This is a genomic window from Hymenobacter sp. YIM 151858-1, assembly GCF_025979705.1.
Lineage (GTDB): Bacteria > Bacteroidota > Bacteroidia > Cytophagales > Hymenobacteraceae > Solirubrum.
Genome location: NZ_CP110136.1, coordinates 1,018,593 through 1,036,319, shown reverse-complemented (window position 1 = coordinate 1,036,319; position 17,727 = coordinate 1,018,593). Strand labels below are relative to the sequence as shown.

The window sequence follows — 17,727 nt, the reverse complement described above, 5'->3', positions numbered from 1 at the left end:
TCTACGCAAGCGGCGCGGAAAAGTGCAAGCCCGCCCGCGGCTCAGCGGTCCGTCACCCCGATCATCACGCCAAAATCCCCGTCGGTTTGCACCCAGCCCTGCGCCGGCAGGTACGTACGCGACACAAACCCATCGAGGTACAGCGCGTTGCGGCAGCCCTGCTGCTGAAAGTAGCGGGCGAAATCGTAGAAGCTCACCGGCTCCTTCGACATGACCAGCAGCACCCGCCCATCGGGCAGCACGCCCACGCCGTTGCGCACGTGGCGGTTGGCCGAGCCGGCCCGAAAAGCCGGGTGTAGCTGGCCCTCAATCACCAGCATCGGGCCCGATTGCGTGGCGTAGAGTACGCGCCCTACCCGCCCAAAATCCTGGGTGCGGCACACGCCGGCCCGCCCTTCGGGGCTGAGGTAAAACACGCCGTTGGGCTGCAGGTAAAAGTTGCCGTGGCCAGTGGTGGCCGTATCGAGCGGCACCAGCTGCCGGCCCGCCAGCACTAGCAGGCCCACCGGCACGTTGCCTGCGCGGTACATGCCGCCGTTGGTAGCGAAGCGCAGCCGGCGGCCCTGCCCGGCCAGCCACGCCCGCAAACCACCTAGGCTGCGCAGCGGCTGGCCGTGCTCGGTGCGCCAATACAACGCCACGTGCTGCCGGCGCACGTCGGCGCGGTAGCTCACAAATTGATCCGCGCGGCCCACGCGCCACCACGCTCCGCCCAAGGCCAGCATTAACAGCGCCGCGCCAAGCCAGGCAAAGCGGACGAAAGCACGGCGCATCGCGGTTAACAGGCTTAACTGAACGCTTACTTGCCCAGCAGCTTCGCCACGTACTTGCCCACAATGTCAAACTCCAGATTCACCGTGTCGCCGGGGCGCAGGTGCTGAAAAGTGGTGTGCTCGTAGGTGTACGGAATGATGGCCACGGAAAAGCCGTCGTCGTTGCTGTTGAAGCAGGTGAGGCTTACGCCGTTGATGCAGATGGAGCCCTTTTCCACGGTAACGCGTCCGGGGCCGGTTTCGTGGCGGAAACGGTACAGCCACGAGCCGTTCTGGTCTTCCACCGCCTCGCAGGTAGCCGTCAGGTCGACGTGGCCCTGCACGATGTGGCCATCGAACCGGCCGTTGGCCGAAAGGCAACGCTCCAGGTTTACCTGCCGGCCCACGGCCCAGGTGCCTAGGTTGGTTTTGCGCAGCGTCTCGTCGATGGCCGTAACGGTGTGCGTGCCCGCTGCCGCATCAAGCGCCACCACCGTCAGGCACACGCCGTCGTGGGCCACGCTCTGGTCGATCTGCAGCTCGGCGTTGAAGGGGGCCTCGATTACAAAATGCCGGTTGGTACCCTCCTGGCGCACGGCGCGCACGGTACCCAGGGCTTCGATGATTCCGGTGAACATAACTGGCTAACGAAGAATTTTCATTGAGCCGACAACATCGTTGAGCAGCTTTTGATTGCTGGCATCGGAGCTCGAACCGTCTTCGCGGTTGATGGTAACGACCATAATCCCTTCGTTTTCGCCCGACCACGTGCCCAGTTGGTACACGCTGCGCGCATTTTTCTGGCTGAGGTACACGGTTTTGCCATTCAGCACCTTGCCGTCTGCCAGCTTTTTCTCGAAGGCTTTGTCCTGGCGTTTGTAGCCGGCTTTTACCTCGTCCTTGATTAGCTGAGTAATCATGAACTCGAGGATGTCCTTGGGGTCAATCCCTTTGTACTCCTGCACTAGCACGCCAGCGCCGGCCGCGTTCATCACAATAAGCTGGCGCACCCCATCTTCCTCGGTTTCGGCTACCGAGAGCTTGGGCGGGTGCTGAAACGACACCCACTCGTCGCGGAAGTGGCGGATGCTGCTTTCGCGCAGCTGCACTTGCAGCACTTCGCCTTTTGGGGTGGTGTAAGTGTAGGTTTTGCCCGGCTCCACGTCGAGCGCCTGCCCGTTGAGCACTACCTGAAAGTTGGCGGGCAAAGCGTCCTGCGCCTGCGCCGAAACGCCTGCTGCCAGCAGGCCCGAAAGCAAAACAAGGGGTAAAATTTTTGGCATATATGATAGCAACGATGAGTGTAAGCAGGAATCGAAAACAACCCTATTTGCCGCGCCCTTCCACGATGATTTTCAGCGTGTAAAGCATCACCCTGAAATCCATGGCCAGCGACATATTCTCGATGTACAGGATGTCGTACTTGAGGCGCTGCACCATCTGCTCCACGGTCTCGGCGTAGCCGTATTTCACCTGACCTAGGGAAGTAATGCCGGGCCGCACGCGGTGCAGGTGGCGGTAATGCGGCGCCATTTTCACGATCTGGTTGATGTAGAACTGGCGCTCGGGGCGCGGGCCCACCAGGCTCATGTCGCCTTTGAGCACGTTCCAGAACTGCGGCAGCTCGTCGAGGCGCACTTTGCGCATAAAGCGGCCCCAGGGCGTAATGCGCGGGTCGTTTTTGCTCGATAGCGACGGGCCCATGCGTTCGGCATCCACGTACATCGAGCGGAATTTGTAGATGCGGAAGGGTTGGCCGTGCTTGCCGATGCGCTCCTGGGCAAAGAAGATCGGCCCCGGCGACGAAAGGCGCACCATCAGGGCCGTGAAGGCGTACACCGGCCAGGCCAGCACCATAAACAAAGCCGAGCCCGCAATATCGATGGCGCGCTTGGTAACCTCCTGCCACACGGGCAGCAAATCGTGCTTTATCTCGATGAGCGGGGTGCCAAACAGGTGATGCACCTTCACCGAGCCCAGCAAAATCTGGTACACATCGGGCAGCACGCTCACCCGGGCGGGGGTACCTTCGAGCTGCGTCAGTACCTCCTGAATCATCTGGTGCTCGGAGGGCTCCAGGGCCACTACCACCTGCTCCACCTTGTAGCCCCGGATAAGGGCCGGCAGGCGGCGGTACGAGCCGCGGCGCGGCAGCTCGGTAGCTAGGTCGGGGTCCACGGTGTCGTTGACGGGCACAAAGCCGACGATGTTGAGCCCCAGGTGCCGGTTGGTGCGCTCCAGCTCGCGGTAGGTTTCCAGGGCCAGCGGGCTGGAGCCCACAATGAGCGTGTTGAAGGAAATAACGCGCCTGCGCACCAACCGCTGAATGCTGGTAATGGCCCAGGTGCGCAGCACGGCCGTAATGCTGAAGTGCAGCAGAAAGTACGCCGTAATGGTTTTGTAGTAGCTGCGGTAGTTCTGCACGCCCTGGTCGTCGAGCAGGAGCGCGAAGAAGATAACCACCCCGCCAATAAACGAAATACGGCCCAGGCGGATGATTTCGCCCACGCGGGACTTGCGGAATATGTCGCGGTACTCGCCGATGAGCGTATAGAGGATTACCCAAAACGTGGCAATCATCACGGCCGAGCCGGTGAGGGTGAAGAGCTGGTCGCCGGTGAAGCGGTAGCCTTCGTTGATTTCGCTCAGCAAGTACTTGCGCAGCAGGTAAAAGAAGCCCCAAGCAAGCAGCGCCGCGCCAAAATCAGCGGCAATCAGCTTGAGCTTTTGCAGTGAGCGGATCAAGGAGAATGCAGTAGTAACAGGACGAAAGAGCGGCTGCCCCGCGGCACAAATACCGCGCCGCCGTAGCTTTGCGGCAGGTATAGCCCGCCAGCCGCGCGCAAAGGTAGGGCTGTTTTAACCGAACCTGCTATGTCGTCGTCCGTTCCTGCCTCCGCTTCCGACTCCTACCGCCACCGCGGCCAGCGCCGTGCTTTGGTGGAGGAGCTGCGGCGCAAAGGCATCCGCGACGAACGGGTGCTGGCAGCCATCGGCACGGTGCCGCGCCACTTGTTTTTCGAGCAGGCGTTTGAGTCGCACGCCTACCACGACAAGGCCTTTCCCATTGGCGAGGGCCAAACCATTTCGCAGCCCTACACCGTGGCGCACCAAACCGAGCTGCTGGCCGTGCGCCCCGGCCTGCGCGTGCTGGAGGTGGGTACCGGCTCGGGCTACCAGTGCAGCGTGCTGCTTACCCTAGGTGCCCAGGTGTTTAGCATCGAATACAACCGGGTGCTGTTCGAGCGCACCTGCCAGCGCCTGCCCCAGCTGGGCTACGCGGGGGCAAATCTGTTTTGCGGCGACGGCTCGGTGGGCTTGCCGGCCTACGCGCCCTTCGACCGCATTCTGGTAACGGCCGCCGCCCCGGCCCTGCCGCGGCCTTTGCTGCAGCAGCTGGCCATTGGCGGGGTGCTGGTGGTGCCCGTGGGCAACGAGCAGGTGCAGCGCATGGTGCGCGTCACGCGCGAGTCGGCCGATGGTTTCGCCCGCGAGGAGTTCGACGAGTTTCGGTTTGTGCCGTTGCGCGGGGCGGCCGGCTGGGCCGAGTAGCTGTTGGCGTACTCGGCACCTAGGGCACCCACGCTGCCCCTAGGTGTAGCAAAGGCATTTTGGACGGGGCACGCATGGGCTGGCAGCCCAACGGCTATCTTTGCGCCCGATTTATACGCCCCTGGCCTAACTTTCCCCTGAACATGCGCAAACAGAAGCCCGTAGCGGAGTCATTCGTGCGAATGACCGAACTGGTACTGCCGAACGATACCAACACGCTCAACAACCTGATGGGCGGCCGCATGATGCACCTCATGGACATTGCCGCGGCTATTTCGGCCCAGCGCCACTCCAACCGCATCGTCGTTACGGCCTCCGTCGATAACGTGTCCTTCCGCGAAGGCATCAAATTGGGCAACGTGGTGACCCTGGAGGCACAGGTAACGCGGGCGTTCAGCTCGTCGATGGAAGTGCACATCAACGTGTGGTCGGAAGACATTCCGAGCGGCACCAAGTTTAAGTCGAATGAGGCCTTCTTCACCTTTGTGGCCGTGGATCAGTCGGGCCGCCCGATTGACGTGCCCGAGGCCGTGCCGAACACCGAAGAAGAAGTACGCCTGTACGATGGCGCCCTGCGCCGCCGCCAGCTGCGCCTGGTGCTTGCCGGCCGCCTGAAGCCGCAGGAAGCCACCGAGCTGAAGGCCTTGTTTGAAATGGATTAAGGCACTCCGCCAAAATGGTTAACTTGAGTATTGTTCAGCCGCGCTGCCCTAGGTAGCGCGGCCGAGCTGTGCGTTGACTACCTAGCCCTAGCCTGACCCTACCGTGGACGAAGCCCTGCTCGCCTTTTATCAGCAGTTGTACGCGGGCACTCCCCTGTACGTGGTGCCCGAGCCCGGCACCGCTTCGCAGCCGCCCGTAGCCCAAACGCCGGCCGTTGCAGCGCCGGCGGCTGCTCCTATTCTGGCTGCCAGCCCCGCCCCGGCCCAGCCCGTGGCTCCGGTTGCTCCCGTAGCAGCTGCCGAACCGCCCGCCCCCGCAGCAAGTGCGGCTGGCGGCCAAGGCAAGCTGCCCTCGTTGGCCGATTTAAAAGCTACGCGAATCGAGCCCTCGCCAGCGCCGGCACCGCAGCCGGTGGCTGCCCCTCCGGCGGCACCCGTTCTCACGGCAGCCCCCGGCCCGCCGCCCGCAGCACCGGTACTTCAGCAAGCGCCGCCCCAACGCCCGCCCGTCGAGTTTGATACGCTCGGTAGCAATGCCAACGGGCTGGTTATGCTTGTGCGCCTCGAAGACCCCACTCGCTTGCCCCGGATGCAGCGCAACGTGTTCCTGAACAACATGCTCAAGGCCATTCAGCGGGTAATGGAGGAATGCGTGATTGTGAACGTAAAGTCACCCTATCCCGTGAGCCTCGAGGAGCTGCGCGCCCGCGGCCTGGCCGTGCGCGAGGTAATCGGCTTCGGCAAAAACCTGCTCGACGTGGCCACCAAGCGCACCCAACCCTACGAGCCCGTGCGCATCGGCGACGTAGCCTACCTGCCCGCCGCCGAGGTAGAAATGATTGAATACGACAACGGCCGCAAAAAACAGCTCTGGCAAGCGCTGCAACGCATGTTTTTGGCGTAGTCAGTTGTCAGTTGTCAGTTGGGTATTCGTTTGCACTGATGAGGTTACAAAAAAGGCCCGCGACTTTCGTCGCGGGCCTTTTTATTTGTTTAGCTCAGGCCGGATACCTGATAACGGACAACTAACAGCTGACAACCAGAAGCCAACAGCTTACTTCAGCAGTTGCGCCAGCTTTTCTTCCAGGGCCGGGCCGCGCAGGTTTTTGGCAATGATCTTGCCCTGCGGATCGAGCAGGAAATTCATCGGGATGGATTGGATGCCGTAGGCCTGACCGGCGGCGCTTTGCCAGCCTTTCAGGTCCGATACGTGCGTCCAGGCCAGCTTGTCGTTGTCGATGGCTTTCAGCCACTTGTTCTTGTCCTGATCCAGCGACACGCCGAACACCGTGAAGTTCTTGCCTTTGTACTTATCGAAAGTGCGTACCACGTTCGGGTTTTCCTGGCGGCAGGGGCCGCACCACGAAGCCCAGAAATCGAGCAGCACGTATTTGCCGCGCAGGCTGCTCAGGGCCACGGCCTTGCCATCGGGGGCGGGCAGGCTTATGTCGGGCGCAACCGTGCCAATGGCGGTTTTGCGCATGGGCTCCAGCTTTTGCACCAGCGCCTGGGTGTAGCGCGAGTTGGGCGCGGCTTTCGTAAGCTGGGTGGCCACGGAGTCGGCAAAGCCGAAATTCTCGTCGGCATTGAACAGCTGCGGCTCGCCCAGCACAAAGGCCGTTACCACCGAAGTCGGGTTTTTCTTGATGATGCCCTTTAGCTCGGCCGTGCTCTTGGCTTTGGCGGCGTAAAACTTCTGCTCCAGCAATTGCATCGAATCCTGACGGCCGGCCTGCGCATTGGCCTGAAAGCGCCGCATGATGCCGCCCATGTAGTTGCCGTGGCGCGTCATTGCCCGCGACATCTGCTGCCACACTTCCGAGTCTTTCGAGCCCTTTACGGCGTAGGTAGCGCCCAGCTTGCTCGCATCGCCGGTGAGCTGCAGCTTGGTCTGGTTATTTAAAGCCACCAGCACGTTGTTTTCCTCGTTCAGCTTGATCTGGTAGATGGTGGGCTCCGAAGCCGAGCCTTTCAGCGTGAAGCGGCCCTGCGCGTCGGTTTTTACGGTATCGCGCGATACGAACTGCCCTTCGGTCAGCTCGGCCAGGTACACCGGCGTGCCGGCCGGCGCGTTGCGCAACTGGCCCGAAACCACAAATCCGCCCTTCTCGGCGGCCGAGGAAGACGCGCTTTCGTTGCAGGCGGTGGTGAAGCTCAGCAGCGAGGTCACCAGAATTAAGCTTTGCATAGGGTATTTCATGAGAACGAAGTGGGCAGCCGCAAAATGCGCGCCAGCCTGGGAACAGCGCAAGTTGTCGATTTGTGCGGATTTGAGCACGGCATTTTGGCGGCCCGCCGGTGCCGGGTACCTACGCTGCCCGCGCCCCTTCGGATGCCTCGGCGCGTAAGCACCTAGGGCAACAGCTCGGCCAGCTTTTTAGCTAGGGCTTTGTCGCGCAAGCCAACGGCTACCAGGTTGCCGGCCGCGTCGAGCAGCACGGTGGTGGGGTAAGAGCTGATGTTGAAGCGGTTGAACGAAGGCCCCGCCCAGCCCTGCAAATCCGACACGTGCTGGCCGGGCACGGCAAAAGCCTGCGCGGCCGTGCGCCAATTGGCAGCGTTGGTGGCCGCCGATACGTGCAGCAGCTCCAGGCCGCGCGCGTGGTACAGCGCGTAGAGGCGCGCCAGCTGCGCCGCATCGGGTTTGCAGCACGCTCCCCAGTAGCTCAGCAGCACGTAGCGGCCGCGCAGCTGGCTTAGCAGCACGGGGTTACCGTCGGGGGTCTGCAGCGCCAGCTCGGGCGCGGGCATGCCGGGCATCAGCGCAGGCACTTTTTGCTGGCGCTCCTGCAGCGCGCGGGTGTAGCGCGAGGCGGGCAAGGTGCGGGCAAACACGGCCGTCATCGAATCCACGAAAATGCGCTGCTCCTCGAAACGGCTCATTTCGCGCAGCGTCCAGTACGCGGCCACGGGCGAGGCCGGGTGCTGGCGCACCAAACGGCGCGTGGCCGCCATCAGGCGGTCGTCGGGCAAGGGCCCCGTGGGGTAACCTCGGCGCAAGGCCTCGCGCGGGTACTGTTCGCGCAGCTCATAAAACTGTTGGTAAAGGGCCACAGCGGGCGTGCCGCCGAACTTCCACGCGAAGGGCGAGCCGAGCCTGGGCGGCTTCTTGCGTCGCTGCACGCTGGCCTGCACCACGGCCCCCGCCTCTAGCGGCACGAACTGCAGGAAGCGGGCGGTATCAAGCCGCAGGAGGTACACACCGGGCTCGGGCACGCGGCCCTGCACTAAAAAGCTGCCGTCGGGGCCGATGGTGGCCGAATCGAGGCGCTGGGTTTTCCCCTCCCAAAAGTTACTGACAACCACGCGGCGGCCGGCCAAATCGGGCGGCGCGCTGCCGCGCAGGGTGTACGGGATGCCGGCCTCGGGGCCTTGGTTTTGGGCTACTGCGGCGGTGGGCAACACAAGCGCGGCCGCGGCCAGCGCCTTACTGAGCTTCAATTGACAACGCATAAACATAACCGAAGCCGCCAACGCGGTGTTGGCGGCTTCGCAATATAGCCCTTGTGCTATGTGCCGCCGCCACGTACCTAGGGCAACAGATCGGCCAGCTTGGCCGCCAAGGCTTCGCCGCGCATGTTTTTGGCGATGATGCGGCCCTGTGGATCAAGCAAAATGGTGGTGGGCAGGGCCCGGATGCCGTAGGTTTCTTTGGCGGGCTGCGCCGCTTTGGGGTCGTCGAACACCTGCGTCCACGTAAGGCCGTCGGCGGCAATGGCTTTGCGCCAGGCTTCGGGCTTGTCGTCGGTGGCCACGCTGTACAGCTCCAGGCCTTTGCCGCGGTAGGCTTGGTAGAGCTTCAGCAACTCGGGGTTTTCGCGGCGGCAGGGGCCGCACCACGAGGCCCAGAAATCCATGAGCACGTACTTGCCGCGCAGGCTGCTGAGCGCCACGGCGTTGCCCTGGGGTGTAGGCAGGCTGATGTCGGGCGCGAGCTGGCCCACGGCGGTGGCCCGCGCCACGGCCTGGTCGCGCAGCAGGCGCTGGGTGTAGGGCGAGGCAGGCCATTGCTGCACGTAGCGCACCGTAGCCGAATCCAGAAAGGGCTTGTACTCGTCGAACGAGCTCAGGAAGCTCACCGCCGCAAACGGCGCCGTGTAACTCGGGCCGCGGGCCACGCGCTGGGCCGCCCCCTGAAACGCGCGAAACTCGGCGGCCCATTGCCGCTCGAAAGCGCGGGTGGCGGCGGTGTCGGTTTCGGCGGGCCGGCGGGGCATCAGGGCTTCGATGCGCTGCATGGCTTGCCGCTGCTGCCGCTGCATGTGGGCCAGGGCCGCGGCCTCGGGCGCGCCGCTTACGGCCGCCGTGGCCTGCAGCTGCGGCGCGGCGGCGCGCACCTGCAGGCGGCTGCCCGGTGCCAGCGGCAGGTACAGGTTTTCGCGGCTCAGCTTGCTGTACAGCTCGTACACGCCGGGCGCCGCCAGCGGGCCGCGCAGCCGAAACCGGCCGGCGGCATCGGTAGCGGCCGAGTCGAGGGGGCGGCGCCGGGCGTCGGCTTCGTTGCGCAAATACACTTGGGTGCCGGCCGGGGCCTGGCTTAGCTGCCCGGCAATTTCGTAGCCGCGCCCCTGCCCCTTGCCGGCGGCGGCCGGGCGCTGACCTAGGGCCTCGTTAGTTACGGTGGCGCTCAGCAGCAGCGCCCCAATCACGGAGTAATTCACAAGAGCAATACGATAATGGTGGATAGTACGAGCCGCGCCACCCGGCGCCGACGCGGCAGCAACATAGCGCATTTAAAACGCAAAACCCGCCGGGCACCTAGGTGCCCGGCGGGTTTTGCGTTTGGCGGCAGTGGTGCCTACGCCTGCTCCAGCTTATCGCGCAGCAATTGGTTCGAGAGCTTGGGGTCGGCTTTGCCTTTGGTCAGCTTCATCAGCTCGCCCATAAACATGCCCACCAGCGACTTTTTGCCGGCGCGGTACTCGGCCACCTTCGCGGGGTTGGCGTCGAGCACCTGCTGCACCATGGCTTCCAGCTCCGAGGCATCCGACTGCTGCAACAGACCTAGGGCGTCGGCGGCTTCGGCGGCCGACTGCTTGGGGTTTTCGAGCAGGTGCGGGAACAGCTGCTTCGAGGCCACCGAGTGGTTTACCTTGCCTTCGTCGATCAGGCCGATAATGTCGGCGAGGTGCTGGGCCGTAAGCGGGAAGTCGCTCATGGTCAGGGCGCGCTCGTTCAGGAACGACTTCACGGGGCCCTGCATCCAGTTGGCGGCGGCTTTGGCGTTGGTGGTCCGGCGCGTAAGCTCGTCGAAGAACAGGGCAATGTCCTTCTCGGCCGTCAGCACGTTGGCATCGTAGTCCGACAGGCTCAGCTCGCCCGTAAAGCGGGCGTAGAGCTGCTGCGGCAAAGCCGGCAACTCGGCCTGCACGCGGTGCAGCCAGGCGTCGTCGATGATAACCGGCGGCAAGTCGGGCTCCGGGAAGTACCGGTAGTCGTTCATCGTCTCCTTGCTGCGCTGGGCCTGCGTGGTGCCGGTGGTGGCGTCGAAGCCCCGCGTCTGGCTGTCCACTTCCTCGCCGGCCTCAAGCAGCTCAATCTGCCGCTCGATTTCGTACTCGATGGCCCGCTGCACGTTGCGGAAGGAGTTCATGTTCTTCACCTCCACCTTGGTGCCGAACTTCTCGGCGCCGCGCAGCATCACCGAAATGTTGGCGTCGCAGCGCAAGGAGCCTTCCTCCATGTTGCCGTCGCAGATACCCAGGTACTGCACCAGCTTCTTGATTTCGGTGAGGTACGCGTAGGCTTCGTCGGCGTTCCGGATGTCGGGCTCCGACACGATTTCGATCAGCGGCACGCCGGCGCGGTTCAAATCCACCAGCGTTTCTACCTCGCCCGCCAGGTGCATCGATTTGCCCGCGTCTTCCTCCATGTGAATGCGCGTAATGCCGATTTGCTTGGTCGAGCCATCGGCCAGCCGGATTTCCACGTGGCCCTTGGTACAGAGCGGGGTTTTGTCCTGGGTAATCTGGTAGCCCTTGGGTAGGTCGGGGTAGAAATAGTTTTTGCGCGCAAACAGGTTGTCGCGCGTGATGTGGCAGTTCGTAGCCAGGCCCATTTTAATGGCGTACTCGATGGCCGTGCGGTTTACGCGCGGCAGCGTGCCGGGGTGCCCTAGGGTAATTACCGACAGGTTGGAGTTGGGCATAGCGCCGTACTCGTTCTCATCGGCCGAGTACATTTTGCTGCGCGTGAGCAGCTGCGCGTGCACTTCCAGACCGATAACAGGCTGGTATTTTGCTTTGATGTTTTCGTCCATGAATCGCAGGTTACCGCTGATTGCCCTAGGTCGCTGCGGCCGTGGTTGGCCCCGTGGGCGAACAGGGTGGGTGGCAAAAGTACGAAGCCGAGTGGCTTTTTGTGGGTTTTGCCAGCAACATGCGCGAAAGCCGCCGCCGCGGCCGCAGCCCGGCTACACGTCCTTACCGCTACCCGGTTTGCCAATGCGCCCCGGCACGCTGCCGCTTAGCTGCCTTTTGGCGCCCAAGCCCCGGGGCAATAGCTTCAGACAGCGAAGCATACGGCATACCGGCCCACTAAAAATGCCCACGCACAAACCAGCGCCGGCCAGCCAAGGCATCAGCTGCTGTAAGGCAGGCTCATTGAGGCAGAGCAGGCACCAACGCATGCAGGCAGCGGTATGGGCGCTGAGGGCCATATCCCGCATTGGTTGGCCAAACCGATTCCTGCGCTAAAGCCTGCACTGTAACAACCAAGGGCAATTTCGCCGCCGGGGCCTAGCCACGGAAGTACTAACTTGCGCCCGGCTGAAACCGGGTTCCCAGGTACCCGAGGCCGGGCAGGGTATTTAGCGCCAATTGGCGGCGGCCGTACTGCCGGCTCTTCACTCAGTCGTTGCTATTGCTTGTTTTATATGAAGTCGGATTTCTTCGCCCGGAAGTATTATCTCGGTGGCGTTGTTTTACTGCTCGCCCTGTTTGCTGCCACGCTGTATCACCGGATTGCCCGCTTCGATGACGCCTGGTGCACCGAACAATCCTATTGGCTGCTGAAGGAAGGTATTGTGCGCTCCGAGCTGTTTCGGGGCTACAATTTCTGGCACGAGCGGCTGTACGTGTTCCATAAAGCGTTTGTGTACATCCAGGCGCCGGTGCTGTACGTGCTCGGCTGCCATATTTGGGCGGCCCGCACTATTCCGATTCTGTTTTCAGTAGTGGGGCTGGTACTGTTGCTGCGCTATTTCCGGCGGCAGCCCGAGCAACAGTGGCTGGTGGCCCTGCTGTACGTGGGCTGCGGCTGCCTCTGGCTCTACGGCGTCGACAACCGCCCCGAAACCATGACCGTGGCCAGCGGATTAGCTTCGTTTGCCCTGCTCCGCCGCGCCTCCGTTTCGGCCAAAAATGCGGCCGCTGCCGGAATGCTCGCCGGCCTGGCCGGCCTCACGCACCTCAACGGCGTTATCTACTTAGCAGCGGGCGGGCTGTGGCTGTTGGTGCAGCGCCGCTGGAGCCACGCCGTGCTGTTTGGCCTGGTGGGCGGCGCCACCCTAGGTCTTTACCTGGCCGATGCCCTGTGGGACAACCAGCTCGACCGTCTGCTTTTTCAATTCAGGAACGACCACGCCGCCAGCTCCAATTTCAACTGGGCAGCCAAGCTGCGGGTCATGTCGAAGTTCGACCGCATCTTCTTTCACAGCGACGGCGAGCTGCCGCTTACGGTGTTCTTCCTGGTCGTGATAGGTGTACTGCTGGCCCGGCCCGCCACCCGGCGGGCTATCCTCACCCCTAGCATGCAGTACCTGCTGCTGCTGGTGGGCATATTCTGGCTGCTCACCAAAGGCACCAGCACGTACTATTACCTGCTGTTTGCGCCGTTTCTGATGCTGGTGGCCGTGGAGGAGCTCTTCAGCGCCCGGCCGGCCCTGCTTCGTTGGCAGCGCAACGCCATTATGGTGGCCATTGCTTTGTACCCCCTGGGCGGGGTAGCCCGCACGCTTTACCTGGTTCAGCTAAACCGATCGGAGCCCTACATCATGGCCGAAAACGCCCGGCTGGCGGCCCTAATGCCCCAGCGTGGCGCTAAAGTCATTGCCCCGCTCGACTTTTTCTTTGGCCAGATGCCAAACTACTCCATTCGCTCGCTCACCTACTATCAGCTGATTGCCCCTGGCAACCCGCCGCCCGTAGCCGAGTTCTTCGCTCAGGCAGCCCGCGACTCCGTGCATTACATCATCTGCGACCACCGCCAGTGGAACCAGATTTACCACGTTCCGCCTAGCACACCGGCGCGCATGGGGCCATACAAACGCGTGTACCAAACGCAGTGGCGCAGCCTGTACGTGCACCAGTAGCCATGCGCCTTACCCCCGGAGTACCTAGCCCCTTTGGAAAGCGCAGCCAAGTGATTTCCAAAGGGTTTAGAATTTTTACCCAACCCAGTCACTACTAGGTTTACACCCCCGTAGGCCCGGCCTACCTGATGGTGAAAGTTACCGGCACGGTATAGGTTACGGGTACGGGTTCGTCCATCTGCAAGGCGGGCTGCCAGCGCTCCAGAAGTTGCAGCACGCGCACGGCTTCGGCATCGAGCGAGGGCATAAGGCCTTGCGTTACGTGCACGTCGCGCACCTGGCCTTCGGCATCTACCACAAACGCCACCAGTACTTTGCCCTGGGTGCGGCGCTTCAGGGCATCTTTGGGATACTTTATGTTGCGGGCCAGCAGCCGAAACATGGCGTCGGTGCCGCCCGGGTACTCGGGCATACGCGCCGAATAACCATCCCCCTGGCACGGCACCGCGGCCCCGGCGGCATCGTAGCAGGTTTCCGCTAGTTTTTGGCCGCGCTCGAAGGTGGTGCGGCGCGTGAGCTGTCCGGCGAGGTTGTATTGCCGGTTTTCGCCGTGGCCTTTTTGGTTGAGGTGCTCGAAATGCAGGTAACGGTGGCCGTTGGCGCGCCATTGATCAATTACGGCCGCGGTGTCGCCGGTGGGCAGCACGGTGGTAAGCACGGTGCGCTGCAGCTTGCCCGAGTTGTAGTGGAACACGCTATCGAGCTGGGCGCCAGCGGCCGTGCGGTAGCGCACCACCCGGCTGGCCATGTCGGCGCTGGCCGGGGCCTCCTGCTGCCAGTAGTTCAGGTAAAAAATACGCTCCAGGGCGGGCTGCTGCGCGTGGGCGGCCAGGCCAGTACTAAGCCACAGCCCAGCGGCGCCAATCAATAATTTCATTGGATAAAAAGCGGTTGAATAACGGCCAACAAAGGGATGAGCCGCACAGACCACTGGTAAAGATAACGCCGCCGTAGAGCACCTAGGGCGATAGTGGGTGGGCTTTAAAGCAAAATGAACGTCCTGCTGCGCTTGTCGACGCATCTCTACCGCTCCGTTGTTCGGTAGAGATGCTTCGACAAGCTCAGCAGGACGTTCAAATGTCGCCCAAAAGCTGCCTAGCCCAGCAAGCCGGCCACCAGCGTTTCGGCTTTGCCGATGGCAGCATCCAGCCCAGCCGCATTTTTGCCGCCGGCCGTAGCGAAGAACGGCTGACCGCCGCCGCCGCCCTGAATATCCTTGGCCAGCTCGCGCACCAAGTGCGAGGCGTTCAGCTTACCGCCTTTGGCCAGCTCGTCGTCGAGCATTACGGCCAACTGCGGCTTGCCTTCGATTTCGGCACCTAGCACCAGCACCAAATTCGGCACCACCTGGCGCAGGTCGTAGGCCAGCTTCTTCACGGCATCGGCCGAGCGAGCGGGCACCTTGGCCGCCAGGAAGTTGACGCCACCTAGGGCTTTCACCTGCCCGGCCAGCTGGTCTTTCAGCTGCCCCAATTGCTGCACTTCGGCCTGCTCCAGCTGCTTGCGCAGGGTGGCTACTTCCTCCGATAGCTTCTGGATGCTCGGGATGAGGTGCTGCGGGTTGCCTAGGGCTTCGCGCACCTGAGCCAGCAGGTCCATCTGCTCCTCCACGTAGCGCTCGGCCAGGTCGGCCGTTACGGCCTCCACGCGGCGCACGCCGGCCCCCACGGCCGACTCCGAGGTAATTTTGAAGAAGCCGATTTCGCCGGTGTTCGGCACGTGGATGCCGCCGCAGAGTTCCACGGAGTACTCCGGATCGAAGGTGATAACACGCACGCTGTCGCCGTACTTCTCGCCGAACAAGGCCATGGCGCCGCGCGAACGGGCTTCGTCGATGGGCACGTTGCGCTCCTCGCCCAGCTGGATTTGCTGGCGAATGCGTTGGTTTACAATGTGCTCCACCTCGCGCAGTTGGTCGTCGGTTACTTTGGAGAAGTGCGAGAAGTCGAAGCGCAGCAGCTTGTCGTTTACCAGCGAGCCGCGCTGCGCCACGTGGTCACCCAGCACGTGGCGCAGGGCCGCGTGCATGAGGTGAGTAGCCGAGTGGTTTTTGCGGATCAGCTGGCGGCGGGCCTCGTCAACTTTGGCTTCCACGGGCGCTTCCAGGTCCTGCGGCAAATCGAGCACGGTGTGCACGATGAGGTCGTTTTCCTTGCGGGTGTCAATCACGCGCACCTTCGAAAGCGGGGTCTCGAGGTAGCCTGTGTCGCCCACCTGTCCACCCGACTCGGCGTAGAACGGCGTTTGGTCGAGCACCACGTGGTACTCGGTTTTGCCTTTCTGCGTAACCTGGCGGTAGCGCAAAATGCGGGCTTCGGCCGTAATGGCATCGTAGCCCACAAAGCGCGGCTGCTCCTCCGAGGGGTGCACAATTACCCAGTCGCTCTGCTCCTGCTCGGCGGCGCGGCGCGACCGGTTTTTCTGCTGCTCCATCTCCACGGCAAAGCCTTTCTCGTCGATGGTCAGATTTTTCTCGCGGGCGATGAGTGCCGTAAGGTCGAGCGGGAAACCGAAGGTGTCGTACAGCTCAAACGCCGTCTTGCCGTCGATGAGGTTGCCCTGCTGCCGGAACGATTCCTCCAAGGCATCGAGGCGGCGCAGGCCGTTCTCTAAGGTCTTCAGGAAGGCAATTTCCTCCTCCTCAATCACGCGCTGCACAAACTGCTGCTGCTGCTTCAGCTCGGGGAAGATCGAGCGCATGTGGTCGGCCAGCACGGGCACCACTTTGTACAGGAAGGGTTGCTTGAAGTTGAGGAACGTAAAAGCGTAGCGCACAGCCCGTCGCAGAATGCGGCGGATAACGTAGCCGGCCTTCACGTTGGAGGGCAGCTGCCCGTCGGAAATAGCAAATGAAATGGTGCGGATGTGGTCGGCAATTACCCGGATGGCAATGTCGGTTGGCTCCATCGCGCCGGTGTACTTCACGTTGGCTTCCGAGGCGATGAACTGAATCAGCGGCTGGAACACGTCGGTGTCGTAGTTCGACTTCACGCCCGACACGGCCATCATCAGGCGCTCGAAGCCCATTCCGGTATCCACGTGCTGAGCAGGTAGCTTCTCGAGCGAGCCATCGGCTTTGCGCTGGAACTCCATGAACACGTTGTTCCAGATTTCCACCACCTGCGGGTGGTCGGCATTCACCAGCTCGGCGCCGCTTTTCTGGGCCACTTCGGCCTCGTCGCGCAGGTCGATGTGGATTTCGGTGCAGGGGCCGCAGGGGCCGGTGTCGCCCATTTCCCAGAAGTTATCCTTCTTGTTGCCGGGCAAAATGCGGTCCTCCGAGGTGTACTGGCGCCAGAGGCCCTGGGTCTCGGTGTCGGCCCCTAGGTTGTCGCCTTTGTCGCCCTCAAAGTAGGTAACGTACAGGCGGTCTTTCGGCAGCTTGTATACCTCCGTTAGCAGCTCCCAGGCCCAGGCAATGGCTTCTTTCTTGAAGTAGTCGCCAAACGACCAGTTGCCCAGCATCTCGAACATGGTGTGGTGGTAGGTGTCGTAGCCTACTTCTTCCAGGTCGTTGTGCTTGCCGCTCACGCGCAGGCACTTCTGGGTATCGGCAATGCGGGCATAAGGCGCTGGCTTGTTGCCCAGGAAGTAATCCTTGAACGGGGCCATGCCCGAGTTGATAAACATCAGCGTGGGGTCGTCCTTCACCACGATGGGCGCCGAGGGCACGATGTGGTGACCTTTGGAGGCGAAGAAGTCGAGGAACTGCTGACGAACTTGGTTGGCTGATGGAAGCGACATGGGCGGCTAAAGCGCGATGCTGATTCGCGTTGTGATGTGGGGTTTCGTTGCTGAGCCTAGGCTGCTGACCTCAGAATTGGCAACGGCCGGGTTTTTGGCTACTTTTCGGCTTCCGTCGTCTTCGCAGATCAACGGAGGGGCCTTCCGGCAAAAGTAGCCAGTTAGGTTCGTAAATCGTAGGGCCTGGACGCTTGCCCGCCTTGCGTTGGGTGTTTCGCACCCAATTCACTCCTACATACCGGGCGGGCCAGTTCCCGCTTTTACCCATATGCCCTACAAAGAGCGCGACATCGAGAAGCAGTACTACACCATTGGCGAGGTGGCGGCGCAGTTCGACGTGGCCCCGTCGCTGATTCGCTTCTGGGAAACCGAGTTTGACGACCTGAAACCCCGCAAAAGCAAGAAGGGCAACCGCCTGTACTCGCCGCAGGATATCGAGATTTTTCGGACCATTTACCACCTCGTAAAGGAGCGCGGCTACACCATCCCCGGCGCCCGCGAGATTATGAAGCAGCGCGGCCCGCAGCTGAAAGAGCGCGTGGACGTGATTCATTCCCTCGAAAAGGTGCGGAGCTTTCTGGTAAGCCTGCGCAAGGAGCTGGACGCGGCGGGCAAGCAGCCCAACGGGTAGTTACTATTGGCCCCGCTTGCCCGGCTTGGGCATCTTTTTTAGCTGATAAGCAGTATTTACACCTCATCCACAACG

The 17,727-nt window shown here is 62.3% G+C and carries 15 protein-coding genes; 5 read left to right on the top strand and 10 right to left on the bottom strand.

Annotation, left to right across the window (positions count from 1 at the left end; translation table 11 throughout):
- Nucleotides 1-41: 41 nt before the first annotated feature.
- Genes OIS50_RS04380 through OIS50_RS04365 form a run of 4 tightly spaced genes read right to left on the bottom strand, consistent with a single transcriptional unit; the run spans nucleotide 42 to nucleotide 3,497 of the window.
- Nucleotides 42-773, bottom strand: a complete 732-nt coding sequence (locus OIS50_RS04380; RefSeq protein ID WP_264693110.1) for a phosphodiester glycosidase family protein — start codon at nucleotides 771-773, stop codon at nucleotides 42-44.
- Nucleotides 774-799: 26 nt separating this feature from the next.
- Nucleotides 800-1,390 (bottom strand): riboflavin synthase, encoded by a 591-nt coding sequence (locus tag OIS50_RS04375; protein ID WP_264693109.1) that lies wholly within the window; start codon nucleotides 1,388-1,390, stop codon nucleotides 800-802.
- A 6-nt stretch (nucleotides 1,391-1,396) separates the two neighbouring features.
- Entirely contained in the window at nucleotides 1,397-2,035 is a 639-nt protein-coding gene (locus OIS50_RS04370; RefSeq protein WP_264693108.1) for a hypothetical protein, read from the bottom strand.
- A 43-nt stretch (nucleotides 2,036-2,078) separates the two neighbouring features.
- Nucleotides 2,079-3,497 (bottom strand): sugar transferase, encoded by a 1,419-nt coding sequence (locus OIS50_RS04365; RefSeq protein WP_264693107.1) that lies wholly within the window; start codon nucleotides 3,495-3,497, stop codon nucleotides 2,079-2,081.
- Between the two features lie 129 nt (nucleotides 3,498-3,626).
- Here OIS50_RS04365 and OIS50_RS04360 point away from each other — a divergent pair, with 129 nt between their 5' ends.
- From OIS50_RS04360 to OIS50_RS04350, 3 genes are all read left to right on the top strand, one after another.
- Complete coding sequence (locus OIS50_RS04360) at nucleotides 3,627-4,304, top strand: protein-L-isoaspartate(D-aspartate) O-methyltransferase (RefSeq protein ID WP_264693106.1); 678 nt, start codon at nucleotides 3,627-3,629, stop codon at nucleotides 4,302-4,304.
- 143 nt (nucleotides 4,305-4,447) lie between these two features.
- Nucleotides 4,448-4,966 (top strand): acyl-CoA thioesterase, encoded by a 519-nt coding sequence (locus tag OIS50_RS04355; RefSeq protein ID WP_264693105.1) that lies wholly within the window; start codon nucleotides 4,448-4,450, stop codon nucleotides 4,964-4,966.
- A gap of 103 nt (nucleotides 4,967-5,069) precedes the next feature.
- Entirely contained in the window at nucleotides 5,070-5,870 is an 801-nt protein-coding gene (locus OIS50_RS04350) for a hypothetical protein (protein ID WP_264693104.1), read from the top strand.
- 150 nt (nucleotides 5,871-6,020) lie between these two features.
- Here the strand turns inward: OIS50_RS04350 and OIS50_RS04345 are convergent, their stop codons facing one another.
- From OIS50_RS04345 to gatB, 4 genes are all read right to left on the bottom strand, one after another.
- Nucleotides 6,021-7,166 carry a TlpA disulfide reductase family protein gene (locus OIS50_RS04345; RefSeq protein WP_264693103.1) on the bottom strand — a complete coding sequence of 382 codons (1,146 nt, stop codon included), beginning with the start codon at nucleotides 7,164-7,166 and terminating at the stop codon, nucleotides 6,021-6,023.
- 152 nt (nucleotides 7,167-7,318) lie between these two features.
- Nucleotides 7,319-8,419 carry an AhpC/TSA family protein gene (locus tag OIS50_RS04340; RefSeq protein ID WP_264693102.1) on the bottom strand — a complete coding sequence of 367 codons (1,101 nt, stop codon included), beginning with the start codon at nucleotides 8,417-8,419 and terminating at the stop codon, nucleotides 7,319-7,321.
- Nucleotides 8,420-8,496: 77 nt separating this feature from the next.
- Nucleotides 8,497-9,627, bottom strand: coding sequence for a TlpA disulfide reductase family protein (locus OIS50_RS04335; RefSeq protein ID WP_264693101.1), 1,131 nt, complete (start codon nucleotides 9,625-9,627; stop codon nucleotides 8,497-8,499).
- 137 nt (nucleotides 9,628-9,764) lie between these two features.
- On the bottom strand, nucleotides 9,765-11,225 hold the full coding sequence (gene gatB, locus OIS50_RS04330) for an Asp-tRNA(Asn)/Glu-tRNA(Gln) amidotransferase subunit GatB (RefSeq protein WP_264693100.1): 1,461 nt from the start codon (nucleotides 11,223-11,225) through the stop codon (nucleotides 9,765-9,767).
- Nucleotides 11,226-11,840: 615 nt separating this feature from the next.
- Here gatB and OIS50_RS04325 point away from each other — a divergent pair.
- A complete protein-coding gene (locus OIS50_RS04325) occupies nucleotides 11,841-13,277 on the top strand; it encodes a glycosyltransferase family 39 protein (RefSeq protein ID WP_264693099.1) in 1,437 nt (478 codons plus the stop codon).
- 121 nt (nucleotides 13,278-13,398) lie between these two features.
- On the opposite strand, the gene OIS50_RS04320 is transcribed toward OIS50_RS04325, so the two are convergent.
- Both OIS50_RS04320 and alaS read right to left on the bottom strand, forming a co-directional pair.
- A complete protein-coding gene (locus OIS50_RS04320) occupies nucleotides 13,399-14,154 on the bottom strand; it encodes an energy transducer TonB (RefSeq protein WP_264693098.1) in 756 nt (251 codons plus the stop codon).
- Between the two features lie 218 nt (nucleotides 14,155-14,372).
- Nucleotides 14,373-17,021 (bottom strand): alanine--tRNA ligase, encoded by a 2,649-nt coding sequence (alaS, locus tag OIS50_RS04315; protein ID WP_264693097.1) that lies wholly within the window; start codon nucleotides 17,019-17,021, stop codon nucleotides 14,373-14,375.
- Between the two features lie 268 nt (nucleotides 17,022-17,289).
- Between alaS and OIS50_RS04310 the strand changes: the two genes are divergently transcribed.
- A complete protein-coding gene (locus OIS50_RS04310; protein WP_264693096.1) occupies nucleotides 17,290-17,652 on the top strand; it encodes a MerR family transcriptional regulator in 363 nt (120 codons plus the stop codon).
- The last annotated feature ends 75 nt before the right edge of the window (nucleotides 17,653-17,727 follow it).